The sequence below is a fragment of the Rhodopseudomonas sp. AAP120 genome (genome assembly GCF_001295845.1).
GTDB lineage: Bacteria > Pseudomonadota > Alphaproteobacteria > Rhizobiales > Xanthobacteraceae > Rhodopseudomonas.
On sequence record NZ_LJIC01000028.1, the window covers coordinates 1 to 26,118 of the forward strand.

Genomic DNA, 26,118 nt, shown 5'->3' on the forward strand with positions numbered 1-26,118 from the left:
CCCCCCCCATCCACGACAACGGGCACTGCGCTGCTTGGCTTCGTGGATGCCCGGGTCAAGCCCGGGCATGACGGCTGTTGTGGGACGGCCTCTGCGGACCAATCTGATGTCGTCACTCCGCTGTGAGAGACCACCGCCTCGCAGCGTCGCCAGCCTCACCCCGCCCGCGCCAGCTTCGGCCGGTTCTCGATCAGCATGATCCCCGACGCGGTGTTGGAGATCGGCAGGTGATAGTTGCGGTGCAGTTCGCGCACGTCGCCGGTCAGCGCGCCGCGCATCGCGACCCAGTTCATCACTTCGACGCCCTGGCTGCCGGCGAGTTCGACCAGCTGGTGCGGGTCGATGTCGAGCAGACTGTCGATGTCGCCGGTCATCGCATCCATGCAGCGACGGTCGAACGCCGTGTTGATGAAGCCGGCGCGCTCGCCTTCGAGCTGATGCGACAGCCCGCCGGTGCCTATCACCACGACTTTCATGTCCTCCGGATAGCTCTCGATCGCGCGGCCGATCGCCTGCCCCAGCTTGAAGCAACGTCGCAGCGACGGCAGCGGATGCTGCACGGTGTTGACCACCACCGGCACCGTCGGGATCGCGTGCGCGCGCTCGCGGAAGAACAGCTCCATCGGCAGGCTGTAGGCGTGGTCGACCAGCATCTCCTGGCAGGTTACCGGATCGAACTCGGCACCGACCAGCGTCTCGATGATGTGCCATGACAGCGCGGCGTCGCCGCGGAACGGGTCGCGCACCGGAATGCCCCAGCCCTCGTCGTCGTTGCGATATTCCGGCGCGGCGCCGACCGCGAAGGTCGGCATCTTGTCGAGGAAGAAAGCGAGGCCGTGATCGTTGTAGATCACCACCGCGGCGTCGGGCTTGTTGGCCTCGAGCCAGCGGCACGGTGCGTCGAAGCCGTCGAAGAACGGCGCCCAATACGGGTCCTTCTGCAGGCCCTTGGCAATCGCGCCGCCGATCGCCGGCACGTGGGACGCGGCGAGGCCGCCGATGATCGTCGCCATGATTAGTTGTCCCGCGCTGCGAGGAGCTTGGCCTTGAACTGCTCGACCGTCAGTCCGGTCTGCAGTGCGCCGATGTCCTGCATGTTGAGGCCGAGGATGCCGGCGAACTTCGCCAGGTAGTAGGCGTTGCCGCCCTGATCGAGCAGCGTCAGCAGATCGCGCGTCAGGATCGCGCCGGTCTGCGCCGGCGTCAGGCCGTAGCGCGCGCAATACGCCGCCTCGTCGCGCACGAATTCGGCACGGTTGGCGGCGTCGTTGAAGGAGAAGCACATCTTGTTGAGGGCGTAGCCCTTCTGCGCCGCTTCCGGGCCGAAGATCGGCGTCCCGAAGATCTCGCGCCGGGCGCGCGCCGCCCTCGCTTCCGTCTGCACCACGGCGTCCTCCGCGTTTCGTCCCTTCGCCGCATAGCGGCTTTCGCAAACGATAGGCGGCGGCGGGAACTCGGGATTGAGCCAGATCAAATCACCCGGTGATTCAGAAAGCCGATCGTCGTCGCCGCAGCCCAAAAAAAAGGGGCCGGCAACCGAGGCTGCCGACCCTGAGAGACTTCCGGAGATTCTTCGAGGCAATCAGAACGCGACCTTGAGACCGCCGCTGACGCCGTAGTCATTGCCGTCCGAGCGCGCGAAGCTGCTGACGACATTCAGATTGGCGCTGACATTGCTGCTGACCGCCGCCGCGACGCCGGCCGCGACCTTGCCGTAGGTCCGGCTGCGCGCGTCGATCGGCGTCAGCACCGGCAGCAGCGGCGTCGACAGTTGCGTGGTGATCAGCGTTCGCGCCGAGCCGATGAAATCATGCTCGGCGGTGACGTTGAGGTAGGGGCTGTAGATCACCCCGGCCATCGCCAGCGGCGCGCGCAGCTGCACGCCGAGGCTGCCGACCAGGCTTTCGAGCTTCTGCTGATCGACCGTGTTGGTGAGCAGCGAGTCACCGCTTTCGGTATAGGCCGCGATCTGCGCGTGGGTGTAGGAGAGGCCGGCGATCGGGCCGGCGCGTAGCGGGCCGATGTCCCACAGATAGCCGCCCTTGGCTGCCACCGTGAACGTATCCGCCGAGGTCGAGCCGCGGATGATGTCGATCACGCCTTGGCGTTCGGTCGCGATCGTCTGGCGGCCGTAGGCGAACAGGCCGTCGGCGAACCAGTTTCGGCTGGTGTAGGAGGCGTAGCCGGCGAACTGATAGGCGTCGATCTTTTCGCGCGCGTCCTGGATGCCGAGCTTGACGTTGGGTTGCGCGTAGCCGAACAGGCCGCCGACCACCCACTCGGGCGAAACCCGATAGTCGATGCCGATCTGGCCGCCGACCGCATTGTAGCTCAGTCCGGATTGCCCGAACTGCTGATCGCGCGAGCCGCCCCCGTAGGTGACGTTGCCGTACACCGACCACGGGTTCGGCGCGACCGGCGACAGCCGCGCCGCCTTGACCGGCATGTCGGCCGCCATCGCGTTCATGGCGCTGCCGATGCCGTAGGGCGAGAACACCCGGTACGAGTCCAGCCGGCCGAACACGCTGTCCATGAAGCCCGAGGCGATCGACATCGCGATGTCGCCCTGCGGCGCCACCGTCAGCGGCGCGTCGATCTGGTTGGTCTGGTAACGGCCGATCAGCGCGAAGCCGGCGGTGGTGAAGTGCAGCCCGTCATACGACAGATAGGAGTTCTGCGTCGCCACCGAGCCGCCGACGCAGGACGGCACCGAGGTGCACGCCTGGGTGACGTTGCTGAAGCCGTATTGGGACGGATTGGCGACGATGCGCTGCGTCAGCGTGCCGAGATCGAAGAAGAAGATGCGCACGCCGGCGCGCGCCAGCGGCGACAGGCTGGCCTGCTCCATCTGGGTCAGCGTGGTCTGGAAGTAATGGATGTTGGCGTTGCCGGGGGCGATCGGCAGATACGACAGGTCGCCGACCGACAGAATCGAGATGTTGCGGGCCCCCGCATTCACACCAATTGCTGCACGCCGCCGACGATGTTGGCATTGGTCTGCGCCGCCGCCGCATTCATCTGCGCCTGGGTGATGAAGGGATTGAACAGGATCGGCACGCCGTCATTGCCGCCCGCGGTGGTGATGTTGACGAGGTCGCGCGCGCCGAACCGGCCGCCATTGGCCAGAAAGGTGCGGATCTCGCTGCCGGTGCCGGGCAGTGTCGGCCCCGCGACGTTGGTCTCACCGCTCTGCGCACCGCCGACCGCGTAGTTGGCGACCGACGAGGTCGCAAGGCCGTAGTGATACTGAAACGCGTCGCCCATCGACAGGCCGGCGCTGAAGCGGCCGGTGGACGTGCCGACGCCACCCTGCGCCCGCTTGGCGTTGCCCCAATCGGCGTAGCTGTCGCCGAACACGGTCAGGCTGGTGAACTGGCCGGTGACCTGCGGGCCGAACAGGCTCTGCACCCCGGCATTCTGCTGGAAGTACGCGTAGACGTCCGGATTGGGCACGACAGCGATCGGCGTGTAGACCTGCGCCGCAGCGCTACTCGCGGCGCCGACCAGGCCGGCCGCGGCGATCATGCAGCCGAGCACGGCCTGCTTTTTCCGGCGGCGGTACGGCCGGCTGCTGCGTGCATCGATCGCGCGTGACTGCTGTCGTCCCATTCGCCCCTCCCGACGCGCCGCCCCATGTGGCGCATGATCGCCGATCAGCAGGAAGGCTGCACAGGCCTTGCGGCTGCGCGCGACGTCCCTCCCCGATCCGGCTGCCGGCCTTCGGCCGTGCATATGCACATTATGTTCAGAAAATGATTTGTTCATGTCAAGAACAATTACCAGCACGATTTGTATTTGGCGGGCGCTCGGGCGATGCTGTGCAGCACAAACAACCGGAAAGCGAATCAGCCCGATGAACCGCCCCCGACGCGCCCCGACCCGCGAGACGGCAACCGATGCCGGCCCGCCGATCAAGACGACGGCACGTCGTGCGGCCAAACAACGTGCCGAGGTGAATGTCGACGGGCTGACCAGCGTCGCCGGCTATCTGATCCGTCAGGCGCAGCTCTGGGTGTTCGAGGACTTCGTCGAAACGCTGGCGCCGCTGTCGCTGCGGCCCGCGCAATATTCGATGCTGGTCGTGATCCGCGACAACGCCGGGCTGTCGCAGATGGCGCTCGCCGAGGTGCTCGGCATCGGCCGCTCCGGGATTATTCCGCCGCTGGACTATCTGGAGTCGCGCGGGCTGCTCCAACGCAGCCCGACCTCCGATCGCCGCACGCATGCGCTGCATCTCACGGCGCAGGGCACCAAGTTACTGGCCGAGGCCGACAAGCTTGTCCATCAGCACGAGCAGCGGCTGATGGAAAAGGTCGGGCCGCGCGGCTATCAGCAGTTGCTGCGGGTCCTCGCGGTGTTCGGCACGCGCAGCTAGCGCTGCCGCGAACCGCGCAGCCAGCGCCGCAGCCGCGCCATCAGCGACGGCGCCTCGGCCTCCGTTGCTTCACTTGGCTGCTCCAGCGCCAGCGCCAGCGAGGGCGCATCATCGAGGTCGGTGATCGTTTCATCGTCTGCTGGGGCCGGCGGCAGCGCCGGCGATGACGGCCGCTCGGGAGACCGAACGGAAGGCTGCGGCGTTGTGCCGGCCGCCGCACCGAGCACCAGCGGCCCGACTTCGCTGAGAAACGCCTGCTCGTAGCCGCGCGTCAGCCGCAGCGTCGCTTCGCGCAGCGGCAGCCATTCGACGGCGCGAATGTCCTTCATCAGCGGACGGCTCGGCGCGGCCTCCGCCTCCATCCGCCAGAAATGCACCACCTTGGCGCGGCCGCCGACTTCGTAAGCCAGCGTGCCGAGGAATTCGTGGACGGTGACCAGGTGCCCGGTTTCCTCGATCGCCTCGCGCTCGGCGGCGGCGCGTGGCGTCTCGCCCTGTTCAAGCTTGCCCTTGGGCAGCACCCAGTCGCCGCGCTTGCGCATGCGGACGATCGCGAACAGCGGCTCACCGCCGCTTCGCAACATGATGCCGCCTGCCGCCAGCACAGGTCCCCGCACGCCACATCCCCTCGTTCATGCCCCGCCAGCATTATAGGTCGGGCGCCAGGGCAGATCGAGGGGAGCGCGCTCGCTCACGGCGACGGCGGCGGCGCCACTACCGGGTAGGCACGGTCGGGCAGCAGCGTGCAGCGATACACCCGCTTTTGCGCGACCTGCCACGCTTCGACGGTGCGACCGCAATTGATGCACAACAGGCTGCCGGGCTCTCCCGCCAACGTTTCCGACTCGGCGCAGCGATACTGCGCGCCGCATTCGCATTCCACATCCGACAAAATCATCGCTCACCTCGCACCAAATCTCGGCCGGCGGAAATTTCACCGTCATACGCCCGCGTGCTGACACGCAGATGTCACGACATGCGGATCGATCGCATCAGGCGCTGGCGGTGAGAGTCTCCGCCGAATAGTCTGTGGCCAAGCCGACCGCTGCTCACCGCGGCGCGTTGGGACAACAAGGAAACGTCTATGAAGTTCTGGGCAGACAGCGGTCTCGGCGGGCCGCTGCGTCGCGAGACGCATTACGGCGACCGGACCATGCTGTGCTTCGCCGAACGGCCGTCCACCCTGGCGGCGATGTTCGAAGATCTGGTGGCGCGGTTCGGCGATCGACCGGCGATCGTCGACGAGCGCACGCTGAGCTATTCCGAACTCGATGGTCTGGTCCGCACCATCGCGGCATCGCTGAGCGGGCTCGGCATCGCGCGTGGCGACCGAGTCGCGCTGTTCCTCGGCAATTGCTGGGAATTCCTCGCCGTCACGCTGGCCTGCAATCGGATCGGCGCGGTGCTGGTGCCGATCGGCACCCGGCAGCGCAAGGCCGAGCTGGACTTCCTGCTCGGCAACAGCGGCGCCAAGCTGCTGGTGTTCGAGGCGGAGCTGGCCGATCAGATTCCATCCGCCGCCGAAGCCCCGGAGCTGACGCATCGCTTCGTCGCGCATGGCGACGCGGCGGGCGCGCGGCCGTTCGACGAACTCCTCGCCGGGGCCGCCGCCGATCTCCCGCCGGCGCCGCTGCACGAAGACGACACCGCGGTGATCCTCTACACCTCGGGCACTACCGGGAAGCCGAAGGGCGCCGAGCTGACGCATCTCAGCATCCTGCATTCCGCCTATGCGTTCGCCCGCGCGCACGAACTCACCGAGCACGACCGCGGCCTCGTCGCGGTGCCGCTGTCGCACGTCACCGGCCTGGTCGGCGTGTCCTACGCGACGCTGGCGGCGGGCGGCTGCGTGGTGCTGATGCGGCAGGCCTACAAGACACCCGACTTCCTGGCGCTGGCGAGCCGCGAGAACATTACTTATTCGATCCTGGTGCCGGCGATCTACACGCTGGTGGCGATGTCGCCGGAATTCGACCAGCACGATTTGTCGGCGTGGCGGATCGGCTGCTTCGGCGGCGCGCCGATGCCGGTGCCGACCATCGAGATGCTGAGCAAGCGGCTTCCCAATCTGCAACTGCGCAACGCCTATGGCGCCACCGAAACTACATCGCCGACCACCATCATGCCGCAAGCTTGTTGGCGCGATCACATGGACAGCGTCGGGCAGGTTATTCCCTACGCGCATGTCCGCGTCGTCGATGCCGACGACAACGAGGTCGCGCCGGGCGAGCCGGGCGAACTGCTGATCGCCGGCCCCATGGTGGTGCCGCGCTATTGGCAGCGGCCCGATGCCAACGCCAAGGAATTCGTGAACGGCTATTGGCGCAGCGGCGACATCGGCTCGATCGATGCCGATGGTTTCGTGCGGGTGTTCGACCGCAAGAAGGACATGATCAACCGCGGCGGCTTCAAGATCTTCTCCGCCGAGGTCGAGAACGTGATCTGCGGCATCGACGGCGTATTGGAAACCGCCATCATCGGCACGCCCGATCCCGTGCTCGGCGAACGCGTCAACGCCATCGTGGTGACGAGCGAAGGCGCCAGTCTCAACGAGCGCGACGTCGCCGCCTACTGCGCGGCGCGGATGTCGGACTACAAAGTCCCGGAAAGCATCATCATCCGCTCCGAGCCGCTGCCGCGCAACGCCAACGGCAAGATCCAGAAGATCGTGCTGCGCGAAACCATCGCCGACCGCGCGGCGAGGCACGCGCAGGGGTAAGGCCCGCACCAGGCACAGCGTAACCACTCCCGCTTGCGAAGAGCGCGCTGTGCGCTTCTCCCCTCCCCCTTGCGGGGAGGGGTCGGGGGTGGGGGTCCCCAAGCACGGTGCCCGGGGCCCCTCACCCCAGCCCTCTCCCGCAAGCGGGAGAGGGGGCGCGCTGCGGTTCGGGGTGGAGGTGCCGATCCATCGCGAGTTGTTATTTCATAGCCTGATGACTTCGTGGCCTGATGACTTCGTATCCTGATTACTTCATCCGCCCGATCCGCACCTGCACGTCGCGCGGCTTCGCTATATAGGGCGCCGACGTCACCAGCACCTGGGCGCCTGCGGTCGCATAGGCGGCGGCATTCGCGGCGTTGACGCCGCCGGCGGCGGCGATGACGGGACGATGAGGCATGGCGCCGAGTTGCGCGGCCAAAGCGGCGACGTCGGCGGGGGCGAATTTTTCGAGTTGCAGGACGTCGAAGCCGGCTTCGGCGGCGGCGCGTGCTGCGTCGATAGATGATACTTCGGTGATCAGCTTCTTCTCCGGCGCAGCGCTTCGCAGCCGCGCCACGGTGGCGGCGAGCGGCTCGTCCAGAAACGCGCGGTGCTCCGCGAACACCAGGATCGTCTCCGACAGCCCGAGCCGGTGCATCACGGCGCCGCCGGCCTTTACGGCCGCGACCGCGAAGCGCTTGGTGCCGGGGGTGTTCTTGCGGGTGCAGGCGATCGCGATCGTCGGTGACACGGCTCGCGCCGCATCGACGATCTCGCGGGTCGCGGTGGCGACGCCGGACCAGATCTCGATCAGCGTCTGCGCCACCTTCCAGCCGCGAAGCAGGCTCCCCGCCGCGCCATGCGCGCGCAGGATCGGCGCACCGGCCGCAAGCCGATCTCCCGACGCCGCGATCAGTTCGACCTGGCAGCCACACAGCCGCAGCAACGCGGCGGCGTCCTCGCCGAGCGCCAGCACCATCGGATCGCGCGCGGTGAATTCCATCATCCCCGGCTGTCCGCCAATCCCAAGTGCCTCGGTGGTGAGGTCGCCATACGGCACGTCGTCGTCGAGCAGGCGCTCCAGGTCGGCGGTGGTCAGGACGGACATGCGGGCTCCTCGGCGATGGCAATGGCGCGCCAGAAAGTCCGCGTTGGCGGCCGCTGTGTCCAGGCCTATACAACGCTGTCGGCTTCGCGACAGCCTGGACGATCGCAGGGGGCGCGTGACAAGGCCTTTGCCTGTCGGGCATTTTGCCGATGCCGACGGGCGACGCCCGGCCGGCACGCAGCTTGCTGAGCCGTCCTCGCCGATCCGCCGCACAAGGAGCAGGCCATGACACAGACCGAACCCGACGCGCCCCGTACCGCCGCCGTGATCTATCGCGGCGACGAGGATGTCGACAGCCTGCTGGCCGATTTCGCCGCCGACCGGCTAAGTGCCGGCGACCGGCTCGGCGGCCTGGTGCAGCGAAACGTCAAGGACGCCAGCGGCCGCCGCATCGACATGCAGCTGATCGACCTGATGACCGGCGCGGCGATCGGCATTTCGCAAACACTCGGCGGCGGCGCCGGCTCCTGCAAGCTCGACGCCGCCGGGCTGGCGGACTCGGCGCAAGCGGTGACGCGCGCAATCGCCGGCGAGGTCGCGCTGGTGGTGATCAACAAGTTCTCGAAGCAGGAGGCGACCGGCCAGGGCCTGCGCGCCGAATTCGCCGAGACCATCGTGGCCGGCCTGCCGCTGCTCACCGCCGTGCCGGAGAAATGCGCCGAGGCGTGGCGCGACTTCATCGGCGAGGCAGGCACCGAGTTGCCGTGCGAGCGCGCGGCGATCGACGGGTGGTGGCGCGAGGCCGCCGCGGCGCGCTCGGACGCGACGGCAGGCTGAGGGGACGGCGACGATGGCGCAGGTGATTTTCTACGAGAAGCCGGGCTGCGTCGGCAATGCGCGGCAGAAGGCGCTGCTGATCGCGTCCGGTCACCAACTCGACGTGCGCAATCTGCTGGCGGAGCCGTGGACGGCCGAAACGCTGCGGCCGTTCTTCGGCGCCAAGCCGATCCCGCAATGGTTCAACGCCTCGGCGCCGAAGATCAAGGCCGGCGCGATCGATCTCGCTGCGCTGGACGAAGACGCCGCGCTGGCGCTGATGATTGCCGAGCCGATCCTGATCCGCCGTCCGCTGATCCGGTCCGGCGACCGCCGCGAAGCCGGATTCGACCAGGCCGCGATCGACGCCTGGCTCGGCCTGCGCCAGGGCGGCGCGAAGGTGTTCGACGGCTGCGCGATGGAGTGATCAGCGCGGCTTGAAGCCGACCAGATCAATCAGCGCCGACATGCCGACATGGGCCGAGCCCTCGGCGATCTCGGCGTCATATTCGCGGATGCTGAAACGATCGAAATCGCCGAACGCCTGCTCGAGGATTTCGCGGGTGTAGAGATCGTCGGCGCAGCTGGGCCCGCCGGTGTTGTAGTCGAGCTGCTTCGGCCGGTAGCCCTCGATCAGCAGCAACCCGCCCGGGTTCAGCGCGTCGCGGATGTTCTGAAATATCCGCGGACGATCCGCAGCCGCGACAAACTGGAAGAAGATGCCGGCGACGACGTCGAAACCGCCTGGCCAGTCCCAGTTCAGCAGATCCGCACGCTGTGTCTCGATCGTCACGCCGCGCGCCGCGGCGAGCTTGTGTGCCTTGGCCTGCGCCGACGGCGAGAAATCCACCGACAACACCGACAGGCCGCATTCGGCGAGGAACACGCCGTTGCGGCCCTCGCCGTCGGCGATCGCCAAGGCTCGCCCCTGCTTGGGGAGCACATCGCGGCACGCGGCCAAGAATGCGCAGGGCGCCGTGCCGAACACGAAGTCCTCGCCGGCAAAGCGGGACTCCCAGCGGTTGAACTGATCCGAGGTCATGATGTCTCACCGAAAATGACGCGCGAGCTTTGCGCGGGCGGCGCGATTGCGCAATGCCGCTGCGGGATGGCAGATCGCAGCTGCGCATGTGGTGACAAGGTCACAGACAGTTGCTGTCCGCCGTGCGATTCGGCGACGCGCACCACGGCGGGACAGCATGAGGACGACCATGAAGACGATTTCGGCAATCGAAGCGCAGCAGATGGTGAGCGACGGCGCGGTGCTGGTCGATATCCGCGAGCCGGCCGAAGTGGCGCGTGAGCATATCGACGGCGCGCTGAGGCTGCCGCTGAGCGGCTTCGCACAGGCCGATCTGCGCGGCGCCACGGGCCGCAAGGCGATCTTCTTCTGCGCCTCAGGCGGCCGCACGCGAATGTATGCGGGACAGATCGAGGCGAAGGCGAAAGGCGTCTGCGACGCTCATGTGCTCGGCGGCGGCATCGCGGCCTGGCGCCGGGCCGGTTTCGTTACCGTACGGCCGCCGCGCCCACCGAGCCTGTTGCGGCGCCTGTTCGGCCGCCGCTGATCAGCCGCGCGAAGTTTTCCGCGCCGCGCCCGCGCGCGGCCGCAGCACCGTCACCTTGTCCTTGCTGCGCGGCTTGGCGCAGAAGATCGCGTGCAACGCCAGGATGATGCTGCGGACCTCGTCGCTCGCCAGCGAATAGAACACCTGCTGGCCTTCGCGCCGGGTTTCCACCAGCCGCTCGCTGCGCAGACGCGCCAGCTGCTGCGACACCGTCGGCTGCCGCTCCTCCAGTAGCTCCGCCAGTTCCGAGACCGACTTCTCGCCCTCGGCGAGCTGGCACAGCATCACCAGCCGCGACGCATTCGCCAGCGTCTTGAGGAATTCGCTGGCGACCAGCGCATTCTCACGCAGTTCGCTGGTGTCGACGCGCGCGGGCGCATCGCCCGACGGCTTCCGGACTCGCTTAGGCACGGACATGAAGACGCCCCTTGCAGGCTTGTGCCGGCCGATCCCACCCCGGGCGGCCGAGCCTGCGGTCGTTTGGAATCAACAATGCTGGCAGGACCATCGAAGATACAATCTAGTGTTGCAACACATTTTCAACTGGGCAAGCCTGTTGTTGCGCCATCCCGATCTGCTATCGGGCGCCCTGCCCGCCGTTAAGCCATCCCGCCCCGCGAGAGTCGATGCAAAATCCCGAAAGCCGTTTCTATCGTTCGCACGGTCTGCGCCTTCATTATGTCGACTGGGGCAACGACTCTGCGCCGCCGCTGCTGCTGATCCATGGCGGCCGCGATCACGCGCGCAGCTGGGACCATCTGGCGCGGGCGCTGCGTCCGGACTTCCATGTCATCGCGCCTGATCTGCGCGGCCATGGCGATTCCGACTGGTCGCTCGGCGGCAGCTATAGCCTGCCCGAATACGTCTACGACCTCACCAGATTACCACCACTGCACGGACAGGGCCCGATCACCGTCGTCGGCCATTCGATGGGCGGCATGGTCGGCCTGATCTATGCGGGCACGTTTCCCGAGCAGGTCGGCCGGCTGATCGTGCTCGACGGCATCACCGTGCTGCCGAACGCAGCGAAAGCGCCGGCGCACGAGCGGACGCTGAAATGGATCGGGCAGCTCGAAGCGCTGGAAGAGCGCGCGCCGCGGCGCTATCGCGATCTCGCCGAAGCCGCCGCGCAGATGCAGGCGCACAATCCGCGGCTGTCGCCCGAGCTGGCGCTGCATCTCGCCAGCCACGGCACCAAGCGGAACGCCGACGGCAGGTTCGGCTGGAAGTTCGATCCCTATCAGCGGGTGATGGCGCCGCACCGGCTGTGGCCGGACGACCACGTCGCGCTGTGGCGGCGCATCACCTGCCCGACGCTGCTGCTGTTCGCCGGCGAGAGCTTCCTGCGCAACGCCGCGGCCGAGGGGATCACTCATTACTTCCGCAACGCGCGCGCCGAGACCATCGAAGGCGCCGGCCACTGGCTGCAGCACGACCGGCCGGACGAAGTGCTGCGGCTGGTGCGGGAGTTTTTGTTGGGGTGAGATCGCCGGCCTTGCGGCAATCAGATGCGGCGCGCATCGTCACGCCCCGCGGCCCATCCTTCGAGACGCCCGGCAGCGCTCTGCGAGCACTGCCGGGCTCCTCAGGATGAGGTCGTGGGGGGTGGGAGAGGCAGCAGATACGGAAGAAACTACAGCCTCAGCTCCTCATGGTGAGGAGGCGCGTAGCGCCGTCTCGAACCATGAGGCGGCACGGACTCTCGACATGCTCACAACTTGTCACGCCGCCCCTAGCGTCAGCGTGAACACCGCGCCGCCGCCGGGCCTGTTACTTGCCGCCAGCGTGCCGCCGTGTTCGCGGGCGATGCCGTAGCTGATCCACAGGCCCAAACCCGTGCCCTCGCCGACCGGCTTGGTGGTGAAGAACGGCTCGAAGATCTTGTCGATCAGCCCATCGGCGAGCCCCGGGCCGTTGTCGGATACGGTGATCACCACCTCGTCGCCGGCGCGCTGCGCCGCGATGGCAATGCACGGCTCGGCGTGGCCACGCAGTGCGTCGAGCGCGTTGTCGACGAGATTGACGATGATCTGGTGGAACTGGCCTTCGTTGCCGACCACCGCCACGTCCGGCGCGACGTCGAAGCTGAGCTCGACATGCCCCGGCTTGGCGCGCGCCGCCCAGCGTGCCGCGGTGCGGACCACGCGGTCGACATCGACGCGCTGGGTCTCGCCGCTCTTCGGGAAGCTGAGCCGGCGCAAATTCTTCACCACGTCGGAGACCCGCATCGCGCCTTCCAGCGTGCCCTCGATCAGCGACGCGTAGTCGGCGAGCAGCGCGTCGATCTTCAGCTCGCGGCGCAGCCGCTCGACCTCCGCCGGATCGGCGTTGTGATGGATCGCCGTCAGATACGCCGACATCCGCTCGCGGTAGCGCTCCAGCGTGTGGATGTTGCCGTAGATGAAGCTGATCGGATTGTTGAGTTCGTGCGCGACGCCGGCGACGAGCCGGCCGAGGCTGGCCATCTTCTCCTGCTCGACGAGCTGGCGCTGGGCGCGCTGCAGCTCGCTATGCGCGGTGTGCAGCGCCTCGTAGGCGCGGCGCAGCTCGCCGATCGGGCGGCCGGTGAGCACCGTGCCGACACGGGCGCCGGCCGGATCGCAGCGGGTCGCGCCGTTGATGGCGTAAAGATCGCTCGCGCCCGCCGCCGTCGCGAAGCGGATCTCCAGCGCGACGGTCTCGGCTGCCGACGGCGCGCGCAGCAACGCCTCGATAGGCGCGCGATCCGGCGGATCGACCAGATCAGCGAGCGAGCGCGACAACAACGCTTCGGCCGGGCTGCCGAGCAGCCGCACCGCCGCCGGATTGACCTGCAGCACCACGCCGTTGCGGTCGCACACGATCAGGATGTCGGAGACGGATTCGATGACGCTGGAGATGAAAGCCTGCGCTTCCTCCAGCGCGGTGTTCTTCTCCTCGAGGTCGGTTTCGTAACGCAGGAGGTCCGCATAGACCTCGTCCATCTTGCGGATCACTTCGATCCACGCCGCCTCCTGATCGCCGTCGAACGGCGACAGCAGATGCGGGCCGACGCGGTCGATCAGGCTCTCGCCGACGCGATCAGACCTCATCGGCGAGGCCCTTGCGCAGATCGTAGCGGCCGAGCTTGTTGCGCAGGCCGACGCGCGACAGGCCGAGCTCGCCGGCGACGCGGCTGATATTGCCGCCGTGGCGATCCAGCGCCTCGACGATCATGTGCCGCTCCAGCGCCTCGATATTGGTCTTCAGCGTGTGGCCCGCGTGATGCGACGGCTTGAGCTCGATCGGCGCGCCGCCCTGACGGATGCGCGGCGACAGATCGGCCTCCTGCAGCCAGCCGTCATTGGTCAGCACCACCATGCGCTGGATTTCGTTCTGCAGCTCGCGGACATTGCCGGGCCAGTCGTAATGCCGCATCCGCTCCAGCGCCGCCGGGGTGATGCCGGCGACGGCGCGGCCATAAGACTTCGCGACATCGGCGACGACTTTGGCGGCAATCAGCGGCACGTCCATCGGCCGCTCGCGCAGCGCCGGCATGTGCAGCGGAAACGCCGCCAGTCGATAGAACAGATCGCGGCGGAAACGCCCAGCGCGGACTTCGGCTTCGAGATCGCGGTTGGTGGCGGCGACGATGCGGACGTCGACCCTGCGGACGCGCTGCGCGCCGAGCGGACGGATCTCGCTCTCCTGCAGCACGCGCAGCAGCTTGACCTGAAACGCCGGCGAGGTCTCGCCGATCTCGTCGAGAAAGATGGTGCCGCCGTCGGCGACCTCGAACAGCCCGATCCGGTCCTGATAGGCGCCGGTGAAGGCGCCCTTCTTGCAGCCGAATAGCTCGCTTTCCAGGAGTTCGTCGGGCAGCGCGCCGCAATTCTCGACCACGAACGCCTTGCCGCTGCGCGCCGAGCCGTAATGGATCGCGCGAGCCAGCAGCTCCTTGCCGGTGCCGCTCTCGCCGGTGATCAGCACCGAGATGTCGAACTCCGCGGCGCGCTTGCCGAGCTCGATGACATCGCGCAGCGGACTGTTCGGCGCATGGACGATGCGGTCGAAGTCGTACAGCTTGCGGGCGACGCCGCGCTTCTCGGTGACGACGCGCTGCACCCGCTCCGGCGTCAGCTTGACGTCGACGCCGGCGGTCTCGGTTTCCTTCTGCAGCCGGAACAGCTCGACCGCGCCGCGTACGGTGTCGAGCAGTCTGTCGGGATGCCACGGCTTGGCGATGTACTGATAGATGCCGGCTTCGTTGATGCCGGCGATGATGTCCTCCGAGTCCGAATAGCCCGAGATGATCATCCGTACCGGATCGGGCCAGGTCTGCCGCACATGCTTGAGGAAATCGACGCCGGTCTCGTATTGCATGCGCTGGTCGCACAGGATGGCGTGGACGATCTCGCTTTCGAGCACGCGCCGCGCCTCTCCGGCGTCGCGCGCGCAGATCACCTCGAACTCATCGCTGAGCACGCGCTTCAGCGACTCCAGCGAGCGGATCTCGTCGTCGACCACCAAAACCGTCGCCTGTCCGCTCATCCCCGTCGTCCCGTCACGCACACGACCAGTCTAACGCCGTCAGCAAATCCGCGGCAATTGCTCGCCGGCCAGCCAGTCGACGATCCGCCCGCCGCCGAACAAGGTCGTCATCTGCACGAAGTGATGATCGTCGGCGATCACTTCGCCGATCAATGCCGCATCGCGCCCGAGCGGATGTGCGCGCATCGCCGCCAGCACGGCGTCGGCCGCGTCGGGCGCGACGACGGCGATCAGCTTGCCCTCGTTGGCGACATAAAGCGGATCGAGGCCGAGCAGTTCGCACGCTGCGGCCACTTCCGGCCGGACCGGCACGGCGTCCTCGTCGAGCCGGAAGCCGACCGCGGATTGTTGCGCCAGTTCGTTGAGCGTCGCCGCCACGCCGCCGCGGGTCGGATCGCGCATCACCCGCAGGCCCTGCGGCGCCGCCGCCAGCATCGCGGCGACCAGCTCGTGCAGCGCGGCGCTGTCGGAGACGATCGAGGTCTCGAAAGCGAGGTTCTGCCGCTGCGACATCACCGCGACGCCGTGGTCGCCGATGAAGCCGGACAGCAGCACCCTGTCGCCCGGCCGCGCCAGCTCCGACGATAGCACCAGACCGCGCGGCGCGATGCCGATGCCTGTCGTCGTGATGAACACGCCGTCGGCCTTGCCGCGCTCGACGACCTTGGTGTCGCCGGTGACGATCGGCACGCCGGCAGCACGCGAGGCCGCCGCCATGCTGTCGGCGATCCGCTTCAGATCGGCGAAGCCGAAGCCCTCTTCGATGATGAAGCCGGCGGACAAATACAAAGGCCGCGCGCCCGCCATCGCCACATCGTTGATGGTGCCGTGCACCGCCAGCGAGCCGATGTCGCCGCCGGGGAAGAACAGCGGCGACACCACGTAGCCGTCGGTGGTCATCACCATGCGGCCGGCCGCGACGTCGAACGCCGCCTGATCGTTGCCGGCGCGCAGCAGCGGATTGTCGAATGCAGTGTGAAAAATCTCGCTGATCAGATGCGCCATCGCACGGCCGCCGGCGCCGTGCGAAAGATCGACGCGGCCGTGCGCGAGATCGAGTTTGCGTCGCCTGATCCGGTCACTCATGCGACTTTCCTCCGTGCATGGTCGCGGAAGCGGCCATAGGTCCAATGCGCTGCGCAGGCACCTTCCGACGACACCATGCAGGAGCCCATCGGCGTCTCCGGCGTGCACAGCGTGCCGAACAGCTTGCAGTCGGTCGGCCGCTTGATGCCGCGCAGGATGGTCCCGCATTCGCAGGCCGGATTGTCGGCCGCGGAGATCTCCGCCATCGCAAAGCGCCGCTCGGCGTCGAACGCCGCATAGCTTTCGCGCAACTTCAATCCGCTCGCCGGCACGCGGCCGAAGCCACGCCACTCGAAATCTTCGCGGAGTTCGAAAACTGCATCGACCTCGGCCTGCGCGCGTTCGTTGCCGGCCGGCGTCACCGCGCGGATGTACTGGTTCTCGACCTCGACGCGGCCGTCATTGACCTGCCGCACCAGCATCAGGATCGCCTGCATCACGTCGAGCGGCTCGAAGCCGGCGACCACGACGGGCTTCTTGAACTCGCGCGCGAACGGCGCGAACGCGTCCGAGCCGATCACCGCGCTGACATGCGCCGGGCCGACGAAGCCGTCGAGCCGCGGGCCCGGCTGACCACCCAGATCGGGATGTTCGAGGATGCCGCGGATTGCCGGCGGCGTCAGCACGTGGTTGCAGAACACGGTGAAATTGGCGAGCCCCCGCGCCTGGGCCAGCTTGATCGCCAGCGCGGTCGGCGGCGTCGTGGTCTCGAAGCCGATCGCGAAGAACACCACCTCGCGGTCCGGCTCTGCCTGCGCGATCGCCAGCGCATCCAGCGTCGAATACACCATACGGATATCGGCGCCGGCCGCCTTGGCGCGCAGCAGCGAGGCGCCGTGCGATCCAGGCACCCGCATCAGATCGCCGTAAGTACACAGCGTCACCTCAGAGCGCATCGCAAGCTGGATTGCCATATCGATGCGGCCGACCGGCAGCACGCAGACCGGGCAGCCGGGGCCGTGCACCATCCGCACATTCGGCGGCAGGAGATCTTCGAGGCCATAGCGCGAGATCGCGTGGGTATGGCCGCCGCAGAACTCCATGAAGTGATAGCTGCGCGCCGGATCGGCCGCCTGCGCGATCGCCGCCGAAATCCTGCGCGCGACGGCGCCGTCGCGATACTCGTCGACGTATTTCATCGCGCGGCCTCCGCCAGCTGTCCCATCTCGGCGAGCAGCGCCAGCGTCTGCTTCGCCTCCTCGGGATCGATCCGGGTCAGCGCGAAGCCTACGTGCACCACGACGTAGTCGCCGACCGCGACACCCTCGACCAGCGCCACGGAGATGACCTTGCTGACGCCGTCCAGCGACACCCGCGCCATCTGCTCGGGCAGCAGCTCGATCACTTCAGCCGGAATGGCGAGACACATCAGCGTTGCTCCTGTTCGGCGATGAGTAGGCCAGCGATCCACGCCTGGCCGAGGCTGAGACCGCCATCGTTCGGCGGCAGTTGCCGCGCCAGCAGCGGCACCAAACCCCGCGCGCGCAGCCGCGTGGCGAGATCCTCGCTCAGCACGCGGTTGAGAAAGCATCCGCCGCCGAGCGCGATGGTGGTGAGACCGGTCTGCTCCGCCGCCTGCACCACCCAATCGGCCAGCGCGGCGGCGAGCGTGCCGTGGAACAGCTCGGCGCCGTCGCGGGCGTCGATGTCATCGGCGAGGTGCGCGAGCAGCGGCGAGAGATCGAGCGTGCCGGCGCCGATCTCCCAGCCGCCGCTCAGCACGCGCGGGTGTCGCACCAGCGCCTCGAGCTGCATGGCCGCCTGGCCTTCGTAACTTTGCACTGCGCAGACGCCGAGCAGACCGGCAGCGGCGTCGAACAACCGGCCGGCACTCGTCGTCGTGGCACAGCCATGGCTGGCCAGCATCGCCGCCAGTGCTGCCGCGCGCAGCTGATCGGGAAAGCGCGTAGCGATCTCGCTGTCACGCCCGAGCCCATGCAGCGCCGCCGCCGCCATCCGCCACGGCTCGCGCGCCGCCGCATCGCCGCCCGGCAGCGCCAGCGGCGCCAGATGGCCGAGGCGGGTGAAGCGCGGACCGTCGACGCGTAGCAACTCACCACCCCAGGCACCGCCATCACTGCCAGCGCCATGGCCGTCGAGCACTACGCCGAGCAGCGGCGCGTCGAGGCCGCGCTCGGCGGCGATCGAAGCGACGTGAGCGTGATGATGCTGCACGGCGACCAGCGGCAGGCCGAGAGTCTCGGCGAAGCGCGTCGAAGCAAAATCGGCATGCAGATCATGCGCCACCGCGACCGGCGCGGTACCGACCAGATGCGTGAGGTGATCGATGGTTTGTTCGAAGAACCGCACCGTGTCGGCGGTCGCCAGATCGCCGATATGCTGTGACACGAACGCCTCGCTCCCGCGCGTCAGCGTAATGGTGTTTTTCAAGTACGCGCCGACCGCCAGCACCGGCGGCACGGCGCGCGGCAGCGTGAGCGGCCGCGGCGTGTAGCCACGGGCGCGGCGAATGAAGCTCGGTGCACCATCGATGATCGCGGTGACGCTGTCGTCGGCGCGGACCACGATATCGCGATCGTGACCGACGATCAGATCGGCGACGCCTGTGAGCTTGCGCTCGGCGTCGTCGGTCACGATCGGATCGCCGCCGAGATTGGCGCTGGTCGCAACCAGCACCAGATCGACCGGCTCGTTCTGCCAGGCGCGGCCCGCCGTCGAGCCGGCGGCGGCGTGGAAGATCAGATGGTGCAGCGGCGTGTAGGGCAGCATCACGCCGAGCGCCTGGAGCCCGGGTGTCACCGACGGCGCCAACGCACCGCGCTGGCGCATCAGCACGATCGGCCTTTCGACCGAACTGATCAACGCGCGCTCGGCCGCGCTCGCCTCGACGATCCGATCCAGCGACGCTTCCGACGCCACCATCACGGCAAATGGTTTGGCATCGCGGCCCTTGCGGCGACGCAGCTCGGCGACGGTCGCCTCGTTGGTCACGTCGCACAGCAGATGATAACCGCCGAGGCTTTTCAACGCGACAATGCCGCCAGCGCGCAGGCACGCAATAATATCCGCGATCGGATGACTGAGCCGCGGTCCGCAGCGCGGACAGGCGATCGGCTCGGCATGGAAGCGGCGGTTCGACGGGTCGCTGTACTCGCGCGCGCAATCGGCGCACATCGCGAAGCGCGACATCGAGGTGTTGGCGCGATCATACGGCAGCCGCAGCGTCAGCGTGTAGCGCGGGCCGCAATGCGTGCAGTTGACGAACGGGTAGAGATGGAAGCGGCTCGCCGGATCGAACAGTTCGTCGAGGCAAGCCTCGCAGGTGGCCGCATCGGCGCCGATCCGGGTGGTGACGGCGCCGCCCCGGCTGGCGGCGATGTCGAAGCGGTGCTCGCCGCGCGGAAGCAGCGGTTCGGTCTCGATCGACTCCACCCGCGCCAGCGGCGGCGCCTCGTCGCGCAGCGCGACCAGGAATTCCGGCAGCGCGCCGCCCTCGACCTCGATCAGCACCCCCTCCGGATCGTTGGCGACGAAGCCACCGAGTCGGTAGCGCTGCGCCAGCGCGTAGACGAACGGCCGGAAGCCGACGCCCTGCACCGCGCCGCGCACGCGCACCCGCGCGCGAGCGGCATCGGGAAGCGGAGCATGGGCCGGCCGCATCGCTTACTCCGCGGCCTTGGCGGCCGCGCGGGCGGCGGCGGCGCGCTTGGCGATCCAGGCGTAGAATGCCGGCATGCCCTCGCCGCTCTTCGCCGACACCGTCAGAACCTCGATCTTCGGATTGACGCGGCGGGCGTATTCGATCGTGGCGGCGAGATCGAAATCCAGATGCGGCAGCAGGTCGATCTTGTTCAGCAGCAGCAGATCAGCGGCCGCGAACATATGCGGATATTTCAGCGGCTTGTCCTCGCCCTCGGTGATCGACAGCACCACCACCTTGTGCGCCTCGCCGAGATCGAACGCGGCGGGGCAGACCAGATTGCCGACATTCTCGATGAACAGCAGGCCATCACGCGCCGGCGGCAACTGATCGAGCGCGTGGCCGACCATATGGGCGTCGAGGTGGCAGCCCTTGCCGGTGTTGATCTGGATCGCCGGCGCACCGGTGGCGCGGATGCGCTGCGCATCGTTGGCGGTCTGCTGATCGCCCTCGATCACCGCGATCGGATGCTGGTCCTTGAGATCGGTGATGGTCTTGACCAGCAGCGTCGTCTTGCCGGAGCCGGGGCTGGAGACGAGATTGAGCACGAAAGTGCCCGCGGCGGCGAACCGCGCGCGATTGTCCGCCGCGTGATTATCGTTGGTGGCGAGAATGTCGCGCTCGATCTGGACGACGCGCGCCTGAGTCAGGCCGGGCACATGCACGCCAGCGATGCCAGCGCCGAAGTCGATGCTGCCGGCGGGCGGCGCGTGGCCGTGATCGTGGTGGTGATGACCATCGTGGTGATGATTATCGTGATGGTGATCGTGCGGATGATCGTGGTCATGATCATGGGAGTGATGATGATCATGATGATGGTCGTGATGATCATGACCGTGATCATGCGCGTGGCTGTGCGCCTGGCCGGGGTCCACGCTGCTATCGCCGCATCCGCACACCGTACACATCAGTCGACCTCCAATTCTTTCACCCGCAGGCCGTCGCCGGCGGTGACCTGCAATTGATAGCCGCCGCAGGCCGGGCACGGATCACCGCGCTGCGCCAGCGGCACCGTTTTGGCGCAGCTCATGCACCAGGCTTCGCCCGGCACCGAAATCACTTCGAACCGCGCGCCGGCCGCGAGGCCGCCATGGGCGACCGCGGAAAAGCAGAACCGCATCGCCTCCGGCTCGACATGGCTGAGCGCGCCGATCTCGACCCAGACGGCGCGCACCCGGCCGAATGTCTGCGCCTCGGCCTCGCGCTCGATGATCTCGATCAAGCTTTCGCACAGCGCCATCTCATGCATCGGCGGCCTCGCGCAGCTCGACCTCGAAGCCGACGCAGGGATCGAATGCCGCGACCAGCGCCGCGATGCGCCGCCGGCCCGCCTCACCGGCGCTGAGCGGCGCGCCGATCAGCGCGCGGGCCAGCGGCCCCTGCGGATGGAAATTCCATTCGGTGGGGGCGAGGATCTCGTAACGGGTGATGCGACCGTCGCGATCGAGCGCGATGAGGTGGTGGAGCCGGCCCCGCGCGCATTCGACCGCGCCGAGGCCGATGCCGTCGCCGAGCGAGGTGGCTCGCAGAAGGCCGGCGGCCTCGGCCTCGCCGCGTCGTAGCGCGCGTAGTCGCTGCGGTGTCGTGGTTGCCTCGATCAGCCGGGCGAGCCGCCGGCCGGCAAGGCCCGGGCCGACGGATCGGATCAGCGGATGCCCGGCGAGCCGCGCGAGGGCGCCGGTCTCAGGGATTCGGCCGGCGAGATCGGGGCGCGCGGCGAAGGACGCGCCGTGGTGCAGGAGGGCGTGGCCGATGGCGGGGTCGTGAGTTGCGGTGAGTGGATCGATGGGCTGCGGGCCGAAGTCGAACTCCTCCGGTGCGTCGCTCGCAGGCGCCCGGCTTTCCGGAGACGCTTCTCCCCGCAAGCCCGGAGAGGCAGCGCCGGCGCCGTGCAGGGCGGCCAGCGGAGCGTCGGAGGCGAGCCAGGATCGATAAGTATCAGCATCGTCGAGGCTGTGCTCCGGGAGGCCGAGAGCCTCGAGACCGTCGGCGAGCGCGTCGATGGCGTCGGGCTCGAGCTGGCCGCGAGCGTCGACGCGGCGCGCTGCGGCGATCAGGACGCGGAGCTGCGGCGCGAACGCCGGGAACTGATCGCCAGCAAGCGACGTGATCGTGCCCCGCAGCAGTTCGATCAGCTGCTCGGCGAGCACGGCGCTGGCTTGCGCGGCCAGGGTATGAGGCGGCACCGGCTCTCCGCGCGCGGCGGCGAGCGCCAGTGTCGCGGCCGCGCCTTGTGCGGCGGCGCAGAGCGCGAACAGCCGCGGCACGAGCGCGACGACCGCCTCGGCCGGCTTGCCCTGTGCCAGCCGGCCAACGCCGAGCGGCCTGCGCGCGCTGATGGCGACCCGTGCGACGCGGCCCTGCGCCAGCACGGCGCTGACCGCGATGCGATCGTCGCGCGCGACCGCGTTCATGGCCGTCGCTCCGTCAAGGCGCCGCGCAGGAAGCGGCGACGGTCGAGCGATGGCGCGGCGTGCGCAATCGGCTCTCCCGATCCGGCCTGCTCCGCCGCCCCCGCACTCATGAATGACGGCCCCGCCTGCTCCGCCGGTGTCAGCACGACCGCCAGCGCCGCGAGCGCGGTGCTCTCCGCCTGCTGCTGATCGACGAAGTCGTGCATCGGCGACACCAGCGAGCAGCTTTCGATGGCGACATCGTCGAGCACGCCGATGGTGAAATCCAGCACCCCGACCGGCAGTGCCCGCGGCACCACCGTGCCGGGCGGCGGCGCAACTACACCACGCGGCGGCACGCGGACGAGGTTCATGAACCACGGCGTCACCACGACGCCGAGCGCGGCGCCGTCCACGTCGCGGAAGCCCAACGCCGCGACGTCGAGCGCCGGATTGTAGATCGGCAGGTCGCGCATCGCAGCGTCGGCGCGGCGATAGATCGCGGCGAGCGCCTCGCCGATGAGGCGGGCCGCTGCGTCGGGGTCGGGACCGGAGTCAGCGCCCATCGTCCGCCCTCATGAATTGGTGAGGTGCGGCGTCGCAATTCGGGCAGCGCCAGTCCTCCGGCAGCGCGGCGAACGGCGTGCCGGGCTCGGCGCGGCCGAGCGCGTCGCCCTCGGCGGGATCGTACACGGTCCAGCACACGCCGCATTCCATCCGCGCCAGCGGCTCGGCGTCGACGCGGCCGAAATTCTCGAAGCCGGTCATGCGAAATACGCCGCGATGATTTCGCCGAGTCGCTCGGCGGAGTCGTGGAAGTCTTCGTCCGCGGCGCGCACCGCGGCGGGGACGTCACCGACCTCGATGGTGTCGAGGATCGGCGTATCCATGGCGTTGAGATACTGCACCGACCAGACGTGACGCGCGCCGGTCGCCAGCACCCGGCAGCTACCATAGCCGCGCGAGTACAACTGGATCGGCCCGTTGCCGAGCGTCGCGGTCAGATGCGCCATGTCGGCGGGATTCATCGGCAGCAGCGTGAAATTGATGATGTGCGGCGCGTCGCCCGGCCGATGCGCCGCCATCCGCTCGCGGATTTCCGCCAGCACCGGCATCACATTCATGGCGCCGCTTGGCGCCTCGCCGATCTCGATATCCGGCCGGGGAAAATCCAGCGCGGCGCGCGCGGCGATCTCCGGGATGGCGCCGAGCTCGAGATAATCGAGCGCGCCGTCTTCGCCTTCGATCCGGACCCGCCACAGACCGGCGAACACCGATTCCTGGATCTGCGCAACGCGGCGGTCGGGCAGCGCGACAATGCCCGTCACCTCCCCCTCGCCGAGAATGTCGGCGAGCAGGCCGAGCTCGTCGGCGTCGAGGTGATCGAGCCGAATGTGTACCGACGCGCCCTCGGCACGATGCGCGGCGAGCGCGGCACGCAGGCCCGGCAGCATCGCGGCCAGGCGCGGGCAACGCCGGGTGAGTTCGTCGCCGCCGCGCGTGGCCAGCGCCGCGATCGTGCCGGCACCGGTGAAGCCGCGGCGCGCGCTGTCGTCGAAATTGAGCGGCAGGACGTGCATGTCGATGTCGTCGCTGCCGGCGACGCTGGTGTAGCCCACTCTCATGCCGGCAGCTCCTGTGCGAGATGGCGGGCGTCGGCGTCGAGCAGCACGTTGATGCGCGCGAGATAGACCGACCAGTCCTGGATCTTGGAGATCGCGCCGAGGCTGCGGCCCGGCCGCGCCAGCGCGATGCCCGGGCAGACCTTGACGCCGAAACGCGGCATCAGCGCCGCCTCGTCGCCGGCGGCGATCTCGGCGCCGACCAGCCGGCCGGAAAACGCCGCGATCAGTTGCGGCAGCACCACCGCGATGTCGTCGCCGTCCGGGAAGCGCACCGGATCGCCGCGAAACAGCAGCACGCTGATCCGGTCGGGTGCGGATGCGATGAAGTCGTCGACCTCGGCTTGTCCGACGATCGGCAGCACGTTGGGGCGCGCAACGGCGCGCGTGAGCGGAGCGCTCATGTTTCCTCCCGGGCCCGGCGTTTGTTGTTGTCGCTGGTGGCCTGGATTGAGCAAGCCACGTGCCAGTCGATGATCACCCTGAAACACCCGTAAACTTACCGGTAAAGGGTTAGTTTGGGATCATTCGGGCGATTACATCGCGCCCAATGGAAACATGATTGTCGTAAACTGGATAGTAGACTTCCAGATACCGCACCTTGATACCGGCGATCGTGAAGGGCGGCGCGCGCTGCGCGCCTCAGTGCTTCACGGAGCGAAGATGCGCGGGCAGCTCGGGCTCCCGGTCGATCAGATCGGCGAACAGATGCTCGAACGGCTGCCCTTCCATCGCGGCGGCGAGACCGTCGAGCGCATCGTCGATCTGGCGCGCCTCGTCCGGATCGAGCCGGCGCACGGCATTGTCGATGAACACCAGCAGCTGATCGCCGACCGCAACTTCACCGACCAGCGCGGTCGAGACCCTGCGCCGCTCGGCACGGCGCTCGCACAGCGCGGTGAAGCCGTCGCTGCTGATCACGGTCATCGGCAGGCCGACGCACATGGCGGCGGCCGCTCAGAGCGGCAACGCGAGCGCGACGCCGGCCGCGGCGATGGCGCCGCCGACGAACTTCAGCGCCGGCGCGCGGGGTAGCAGGGCGCCGAGCCCGAGCCCGACGCCATGCAGCAGCGCAGTGGCGGCAACGAAGCCCGCCCCATAGGCCAGTGGCGAAGCCATCGCGGGCATTTCCGCGCCATGGGCGGCGCCGTGAAACAGGCCGAACGACGCGACCAGAGCCGCCGCCGCAGCCACCGGCACCTGCACCGACAGCGCGATCAGCACGCCGAGCGCGATCACCGACAGCGCGATCATCGGCTCGACCGCCGGCAACACGACAGCGAAGCCACCGAGCGCGGCGCCGAGCGCCATCAGGGCGACGAAGCTCGCCGGCACCAGCCAGCGGGCCCGGCCGCCGAGCGAGGCGGCCCAGAGACCGACCGCCACCATCGCCAGCAGATGATCGGCGCCGAGGAAGGGATGCGCGAAGCCCGCGGCCGCGCCATCGGCGCTGACCAGATGCAGGCCGGTGTGCGCCTCGGCGAGGCCGGGCACGACCGCGAGCGCGACGACAAGGCCGGGACGCAGGGCGGCGCGGATCATTCGGGTCATGACGAGTCCTCCTCAGGTGTTAGTTGCCGACGGCGGCCGCCGGAGCGGCGCGCCGTTCGTAGCTGGCGTGGTCGAGATCGTGGCCGAGCAACGGCGCGGCCGGGGCGACCGCCGCATCGCGCGGCGTCAGCGTCACGCCCCATTCGGCCAGGATGGTGCGCGCCAGCGCCAGCGCATCGTCGATCCGCGCCGCGACCGGCGGCGTCAGCGCCCCGCCCCAATCTTCGAGATCCTGCGGCTGGCAGCCGATCAGCGCCAGCCGCGCCGGCGCCGCGCCGAGCAGATCGGCAGCGCTCAGCACTTCCTGAAAGCCGGTCTGATGCAGGCTCATCTTCTTGGCACCGGTGAATTTCGGCACCTCGTCGCCATCGATCCGCCGTAGCGTCCCCGGCACGAGGCCGTAGTCGATGGCATCGAACACCAGCAGATGATCGTGCTGTTGCAGCAGGTTGACCAGATACAGCCCCTGCGTGCCGCCATCCATCACGGTGACGTTGTCATGAGTTTCGTACGCGCGATGAAACGCTTCCACCGCGCGCACCCCAAACCCCTCGTCGGCCCACAGGATGTTGCCGATGCCGAGGATGAGGACGCGGGGGGATGGCGACGGCGTCGGATGCTCGGTCATGTCTTGGACGTCCTCGGTGAAGGCCGCAGCGGCGAAGTTTTCTTCACCCTCCCCTGGAGGGGGAGGGTCGGCGGGTAGCCGCGCAGCGCGGTGCCCGCCGGGGTGGGGTGAGCCGCGGGCACAGCGGATGAACTCTTCGCCCCCCCCCCCCCCCCCCCCC

At 68.4% G+C, this 26,118-nt stretch carries 31 protein-coding genes; 6 read left to right on the forward strand and 25 right to left on the reverse strand.

The genetic code is table 11. The features are described 5' to 3' along the window. Positions 1-155 precede the first annotated feature (155 nt). The 4 genes from IP86_RS06135 to IP86_RS29315 form a co-directional block, all read right to left on the reverse strand. On the reverse strand, positions 156-1,013 hold the full coding sequence (locus IP86_RS06135) for a class III extradiol dioxygenase family protein (RefSeq protein WP_054161635.1): 858 nt from the start codon (positions 1,011-1,013) through the stop codon (positions 156-158). A gap of 2 nt (positions 1,014-1,015) precedes the next feature. Next, positions 1,016-1,387 carry a protocatechuate 4,5-dioxygenase subunit alpha gene (locus IP86_RS06140; protein ID WP_245290550.1) on the reverse strand — a complete coding sequence of 124 codons (372 nt, stop codon included), beginning with the start codon at positions 1,385-1,387 and terminating at the stop codon, positions 1,016-1,018. A gap of 195 nt (positions 1,388-1,582) precedes the next feature. Further along, a complete protein-coding gene (locus IP86_RS29575) occupies positions 1,583-2,959 on the reverse strand; it encodes an autotransporter domain-containing protein (RefSeq protein ID WP_054161636.1) in 1,377 nt (458 codons plus the stop codon). Then, complete coding sequence (locus tag IP86_RS29315; protein WP_054161637.1) at positions 2,956-3,609, reverse strand: SGNH/GDSL hydrolase family protein; 654 nt, start codon at positions 3,607-3,609, stop codon at positions 2,956-2,958. Before IP86_RS29315 ends, IP86_RS29575 begins: the two co-directional genes overlap by 4 nt. A 244-nt stretch (positions 3,610-3,853) precedes the next feature. Between IP86_RS29315 and IP86_RS06155 the strand changes: the two genes are divergently transcribed. Next, complete coding sequence (locus IP86_RS06155) at positions 3,854-4,375, forward strand: MarR family winged helix-turn-helix transcriptional regulator (protein WP_156332415.1); 522 nt, start codon at positions 3,854-3,856, stop codon at positions 4,373-4,375. Here the strand turns inward: IP86_RS06155 and IP86_RS06160 are convergent. Beyond that, positions 4,372-4,992, reverse strand: coding sequence for an NUDIX domain-containing protein (locus IP86_RS06160; protein WP_054161638.1), 621 nt, complete (start codon positions 4,990-4,992; stop codon positions 4,372-4,374). The two genes, IP86_RS06155 and IP86_RS06160, sit on opposite strands and share 4 nt — an antisense overlap. A 74-nt stretch (positions 4,993-5,066) precedes the next feature. After that, positions 5,067-5,273: a hypothetical protein gene (locus tag IP86_RS06165; protein WP_054161639.1), complete on the reverse strand. Its 207-nt coding sequence runs from the start codon at positions 5,271-5,273 to the stop codon at positions 5,067-5,069. 186 nt (positions 5,274-5,459) lie between these two features. Here IP86_RS06165 and IP86_RS06170 point away from each other — a divergent pair, with 186 nt between their 5' ends. Continuing rightward, positions 5,460-7,094, forward strand: a complete 1,635-nt coding sequence (locus IP86_RS06170; RefSeq protein ID WP_054161640.1) for a class I adenylate-forming enzyme family protein — start codon at positions 5,460-5,462, stop codon at positions 7,092-7,094. Between the two features lie 247 nt (positions 7,095-7,341). On the opposite strand, the gene modD is transcribed toward IP86_RS06170, so the two are convergent. Further along, on the reverse strand, positions 7,342-8,184 hold the full coding sequence (gene modD, locus IP86_RS06175) for a ModD protein (protein ID WP_054161641.1): 843 nt from the start codon (positions 8,182-8,184) through the stop codon (positions 7,342-7,344). 225 nt (positions 8,185-8,409) lie between these two features. Between modD and IP86_RS06180 the strand changes: the two genes are divergently transcribed. After that, the gene (locus IP86_RS06180) at positions 8,410-8,961 is read left to right on the forward strand and encodes a DUF2478 domain-containing protein (RefSeq protein WP_054161642.1); all 552 of its coding nucleotides are present in this window, start codon (positions 8,410-8,412) and stop codon (positions 8,959-8,961) included. 13 nt (positions 8,962-8,974) lie between these two features. Next, positions 8,975-9,367, forward strand: a complete 393-nt coding sequence (locus IP86_RS06185) for an ArsC/Spx/MgsR family protein (protein ID WP_054161643.1) — start codon at positions 8,975-8,977, stop codon at positions 9,365-9,367. Here IP86_RS06185 and IP86_RS06190 read toward each other — a convergent pair whose 3' ends face one another. After that, positions 9,368-9,982 carry an SAM-dependent methyltransferase gene (locus IP86_RS06190; protein ID WP_054161644.1) on the reverse strand — a complete coding sequence of 205 codons (615 nt, stop codon included), beginning with the start codon at positions 9,980-9,982 and terminating at the stop codon, positions 9,368-9,370. It lies immediately after the preceding gene. Positions 9,983-10,151: 169 nt separating this feature from the next. On the opposite strand from IP86_RS06190, the gene IP86_RS06195 reads away from it, so the two are divergent. Beyond that, complete coding sequence (locus tag IP86_RS06195) at positions 10,152-10,508, forward strand: rhodanese-like domain-containing protein (RefSeq protein WP_245290552.1); 357 nt, start codon at positions 10,152-10,154, stop codon at positions 10,506-10,508. Here the strand turns inward: IP86_RS06195 and IP86_RS06200 are convergent, their stop codons facing one another. Beyond that, positions 10,509-10,925, reverse strand: coding sequence for an ArsR/SmtB family transcription factor (locus IP86_RS06200; protein ID WP_054161646.1), 417 nt, complete (start codon positions 10,923-10,925; stop codon positions 10,509-10,511). Between the two features lie 209 nt (positions 10,926-11,134). Between IP86_RS06200 and IP86_RS06205 the strand changes: the two genes are divergently transcribed. Then, on the forward strand, positions 11,135-11,992 hold the full coding sequence (locus tag IP86_RS06205; RefSeq protein ID WP_054161647.1) for an alpha/beta fold hydrolase: 858 nt from the start codon (positions 11,135-11,137) through the stop codon (positions 11,990-11,992). A gap of 237 nt (positions 11,993-12,229) precedes the next feature. On the opposite strand, the gene IP86_RS06210 is transcribed toward IP86_RS06205, so the two are convergent. From IP86_RS06210 to IP86_RS06285, 16 genes are all read right to left on the reverse strand, one after another. Further along, complete coding sequence (locus IP86_RS06210; RefSeq protein ID WP_054161648.1) at positions 12,230-13,579, reverse strand: sensor histidine kinase; 1,350 nt, start codon at positions 13,577-13,579, stop codon at positions 12,230-12,232. Then, a complete protein-coding gene (locus IP86_RS06215) occupies positions 13,569-15,017 on the reverse strand; it encodes a sigma-54-dependent transcriptional regulator (RefSeq protein ID WP_054161649.1) in 1,449 nt (482 codons plus the stop codon). Before IP86_RS06215 ends, IP86_RS06210 begins: the two co-directional genes overlap by 11 nt. Positions 15,018-15,056: 39 nt before the next feature. Then, the gene (gene hypE, locus IP86_RS06220) at positions 15,057-16,103 is read right to left on the reverse strand and encodes a hydrogenase expression/formation protein HypE (protein WP_054161650.1); all 1,047 of its coding nucleotides are present in this window, start codon (positions 16,101-16,103) and stop codon (positions 15,057-15,059) included. After that, positions 16,100-17,242 (reverse strand): hydrogenase formation protein HypD, encoded by a 1,143-nt coding sequence (gene hypD, locus IP86_RS06225; RefSeq protein WP_054161651.1) that lies wholly within the window; start codon positions 17,240-17,242, stop codon positions 16,100-16,102. Before hypD ends, hypE begins: the two co-directional genes overlap by 4 nt. Continuing rightward, on the reverse strand, positions 17,239-17,472 hold the full coding sequence (locus tag IP86_RS06230) for a HypC/HybG/HupF family hydrogenase formation chaperone (protein ID WP_054161652.1): 234 nt from the start codon (positions 17,470-17,472) through the stop codon (positions 17,239-17,241). The genes hypD and IP86_RS06230 overlap by 4 nt, the downstream gene beginning before the upstream one ends. Further along, positions 17,472-19,724, reverse strand: coding sequence for a carbamoyltransferase HypF (hypF, locus tag IP86_RS06235; RefSeq protein WP_054161653.1), 2,253 nt, complete (start codon positions 19,722-19,724; stop codon positions 17,472-17,474). Before hypF ends, IP86_RS06230 begins: the two co-directional genes overlap by 1 nt. 3 nt (positions 19,725-19,727) lie before the next feature. Next, on the reverse strand, positions 19,728-20,672 hold the full coding sequence (gene hypB / locus IP86_RS06240; RefSeq protein ID WP_054161654.1) for a hydrogenase nickel incorporation protein HypB: 945 nt from the start codon (positions 20,670-20,672) through the stop codon (positions 19,728-19,730). Beyond that, positions 20,672-21,013: a hydrogenase maturation nickel metallochaperone HypA gene (gene hypA, locus IP86_RS06245; RefSeq protein WP_054161655.1), complete on the reverse strand. Its 342-nt coding sequence runs from the start codon at positions 21,011-21,013 to the stop codon at positions 20,672-20,674. Before hypA ends, hypB begins: the two co-directional genes overlap by 1 nt. Next, positions 21,006-22,178, reverse strand: a complete 1,173-nt coding sequence (locus tag IP86_RS06250; RefSeq protein WP_054161656.1) for a nickel-dependent hydrogenase large subunit — start codon at positions 22,176-22,178, stop codon at positions 21,006-21,008. Before IP86_RS06250 ends, hypA begins: the two co-directional genes overlap by 8 nt. After that, a complete protein-coding gene (hybE, locus tag IP86_RS06255) occupies positions 22,175-22,723 on the reverse strand; it encodes a [NiFe]-hydrogenase assembly chaperone HybE (RefSeq protein ID WP_054161657.1) in 549 nt (182 codons plus the stop codon). Before hybE ends, IP86_RS06250 begins: the two co-directional genes overlap by 4 nt. After that, the gene (locus IP86_RS06260) at positions 22,713-22,925 is read right to left on the reverse strand and encodes a rubredoxin (RefSeq protein ID WP_054161658.1); all 213 of its coding nucleotides are present in this window, start codon (positions 22,923-22,925) and stop codon (positions 22,713-22,715) included. Before IP86_RS06260 ends, hybE begins: the two co-directional genes overlap by 11 nt. Then, on the reverse strand, positions 22,922-23,782 hold the full coding sequence (locus IP86_RS06265; RefSeq protein WP_054161659.1) for a hydrogenase expression/formation protein: 861 nt from the start codon (positions 23,780-23,782) through the stop codon (positions 22,922-22,924). Before IP86_RS06265 ends, IP86_RS06260 begins: the two co-directional genes overlap by 4 nt. After that, entirely contained in the window at positions 23,779-24,183 is a 405-nt protein-coding gene (locus tag IP86_RS06270; protein ID WP_054161660.1) for a thioredoxin domain-containing protein, read from the reverse strand. The genes IP86_RS06265 and IP86_RS06270 overlap by 4 nt, the downstream gene beginning before the upstream one ends. A 238-nt stretch (positions 24,184-24,421) precedes the next feature. Next, positions 24,422-24,724, reverse strand: a complete 303-nt coding sequence (locus IP86_RS06275) for a HypC/HybG/HupF family hydrogenase formation chaperone (RefSeq protein ID WP_054161661.1) — start codon at positions 24,722-24,724, stop codon at positions 24,422-24,424. A gap of 12 nt (positions 24,725-24,736) precedes the next feature. Then, on the reverse strand, positions 24,737-25,330 hold the full coding sequence (locus tag IP86_RS06280) for a HupE/UreJ family protein (protein ID WP_054161662.1): 594 nt from the start codon (positions 25,328-25,330) through the stop codon (positions 24,737-24,739). A 19-nt stretch (positions 25,331-25,349) separates the two neighbouring features. Next, positions 25,350-25,958 (reverse strand): HyaD/HybD family hydrogenase maturation endopeptidase, encoded by a 609-nt coding sequence (locus tag IP86_RS06285; RefSeq protein WP_054161663.1) that lies wholly within the window; start codon positions 25,956-25,958, stop codon positions 25,350-25,352. Positions 25,959-26,118 lie beyond the last annotated feature (160 nt).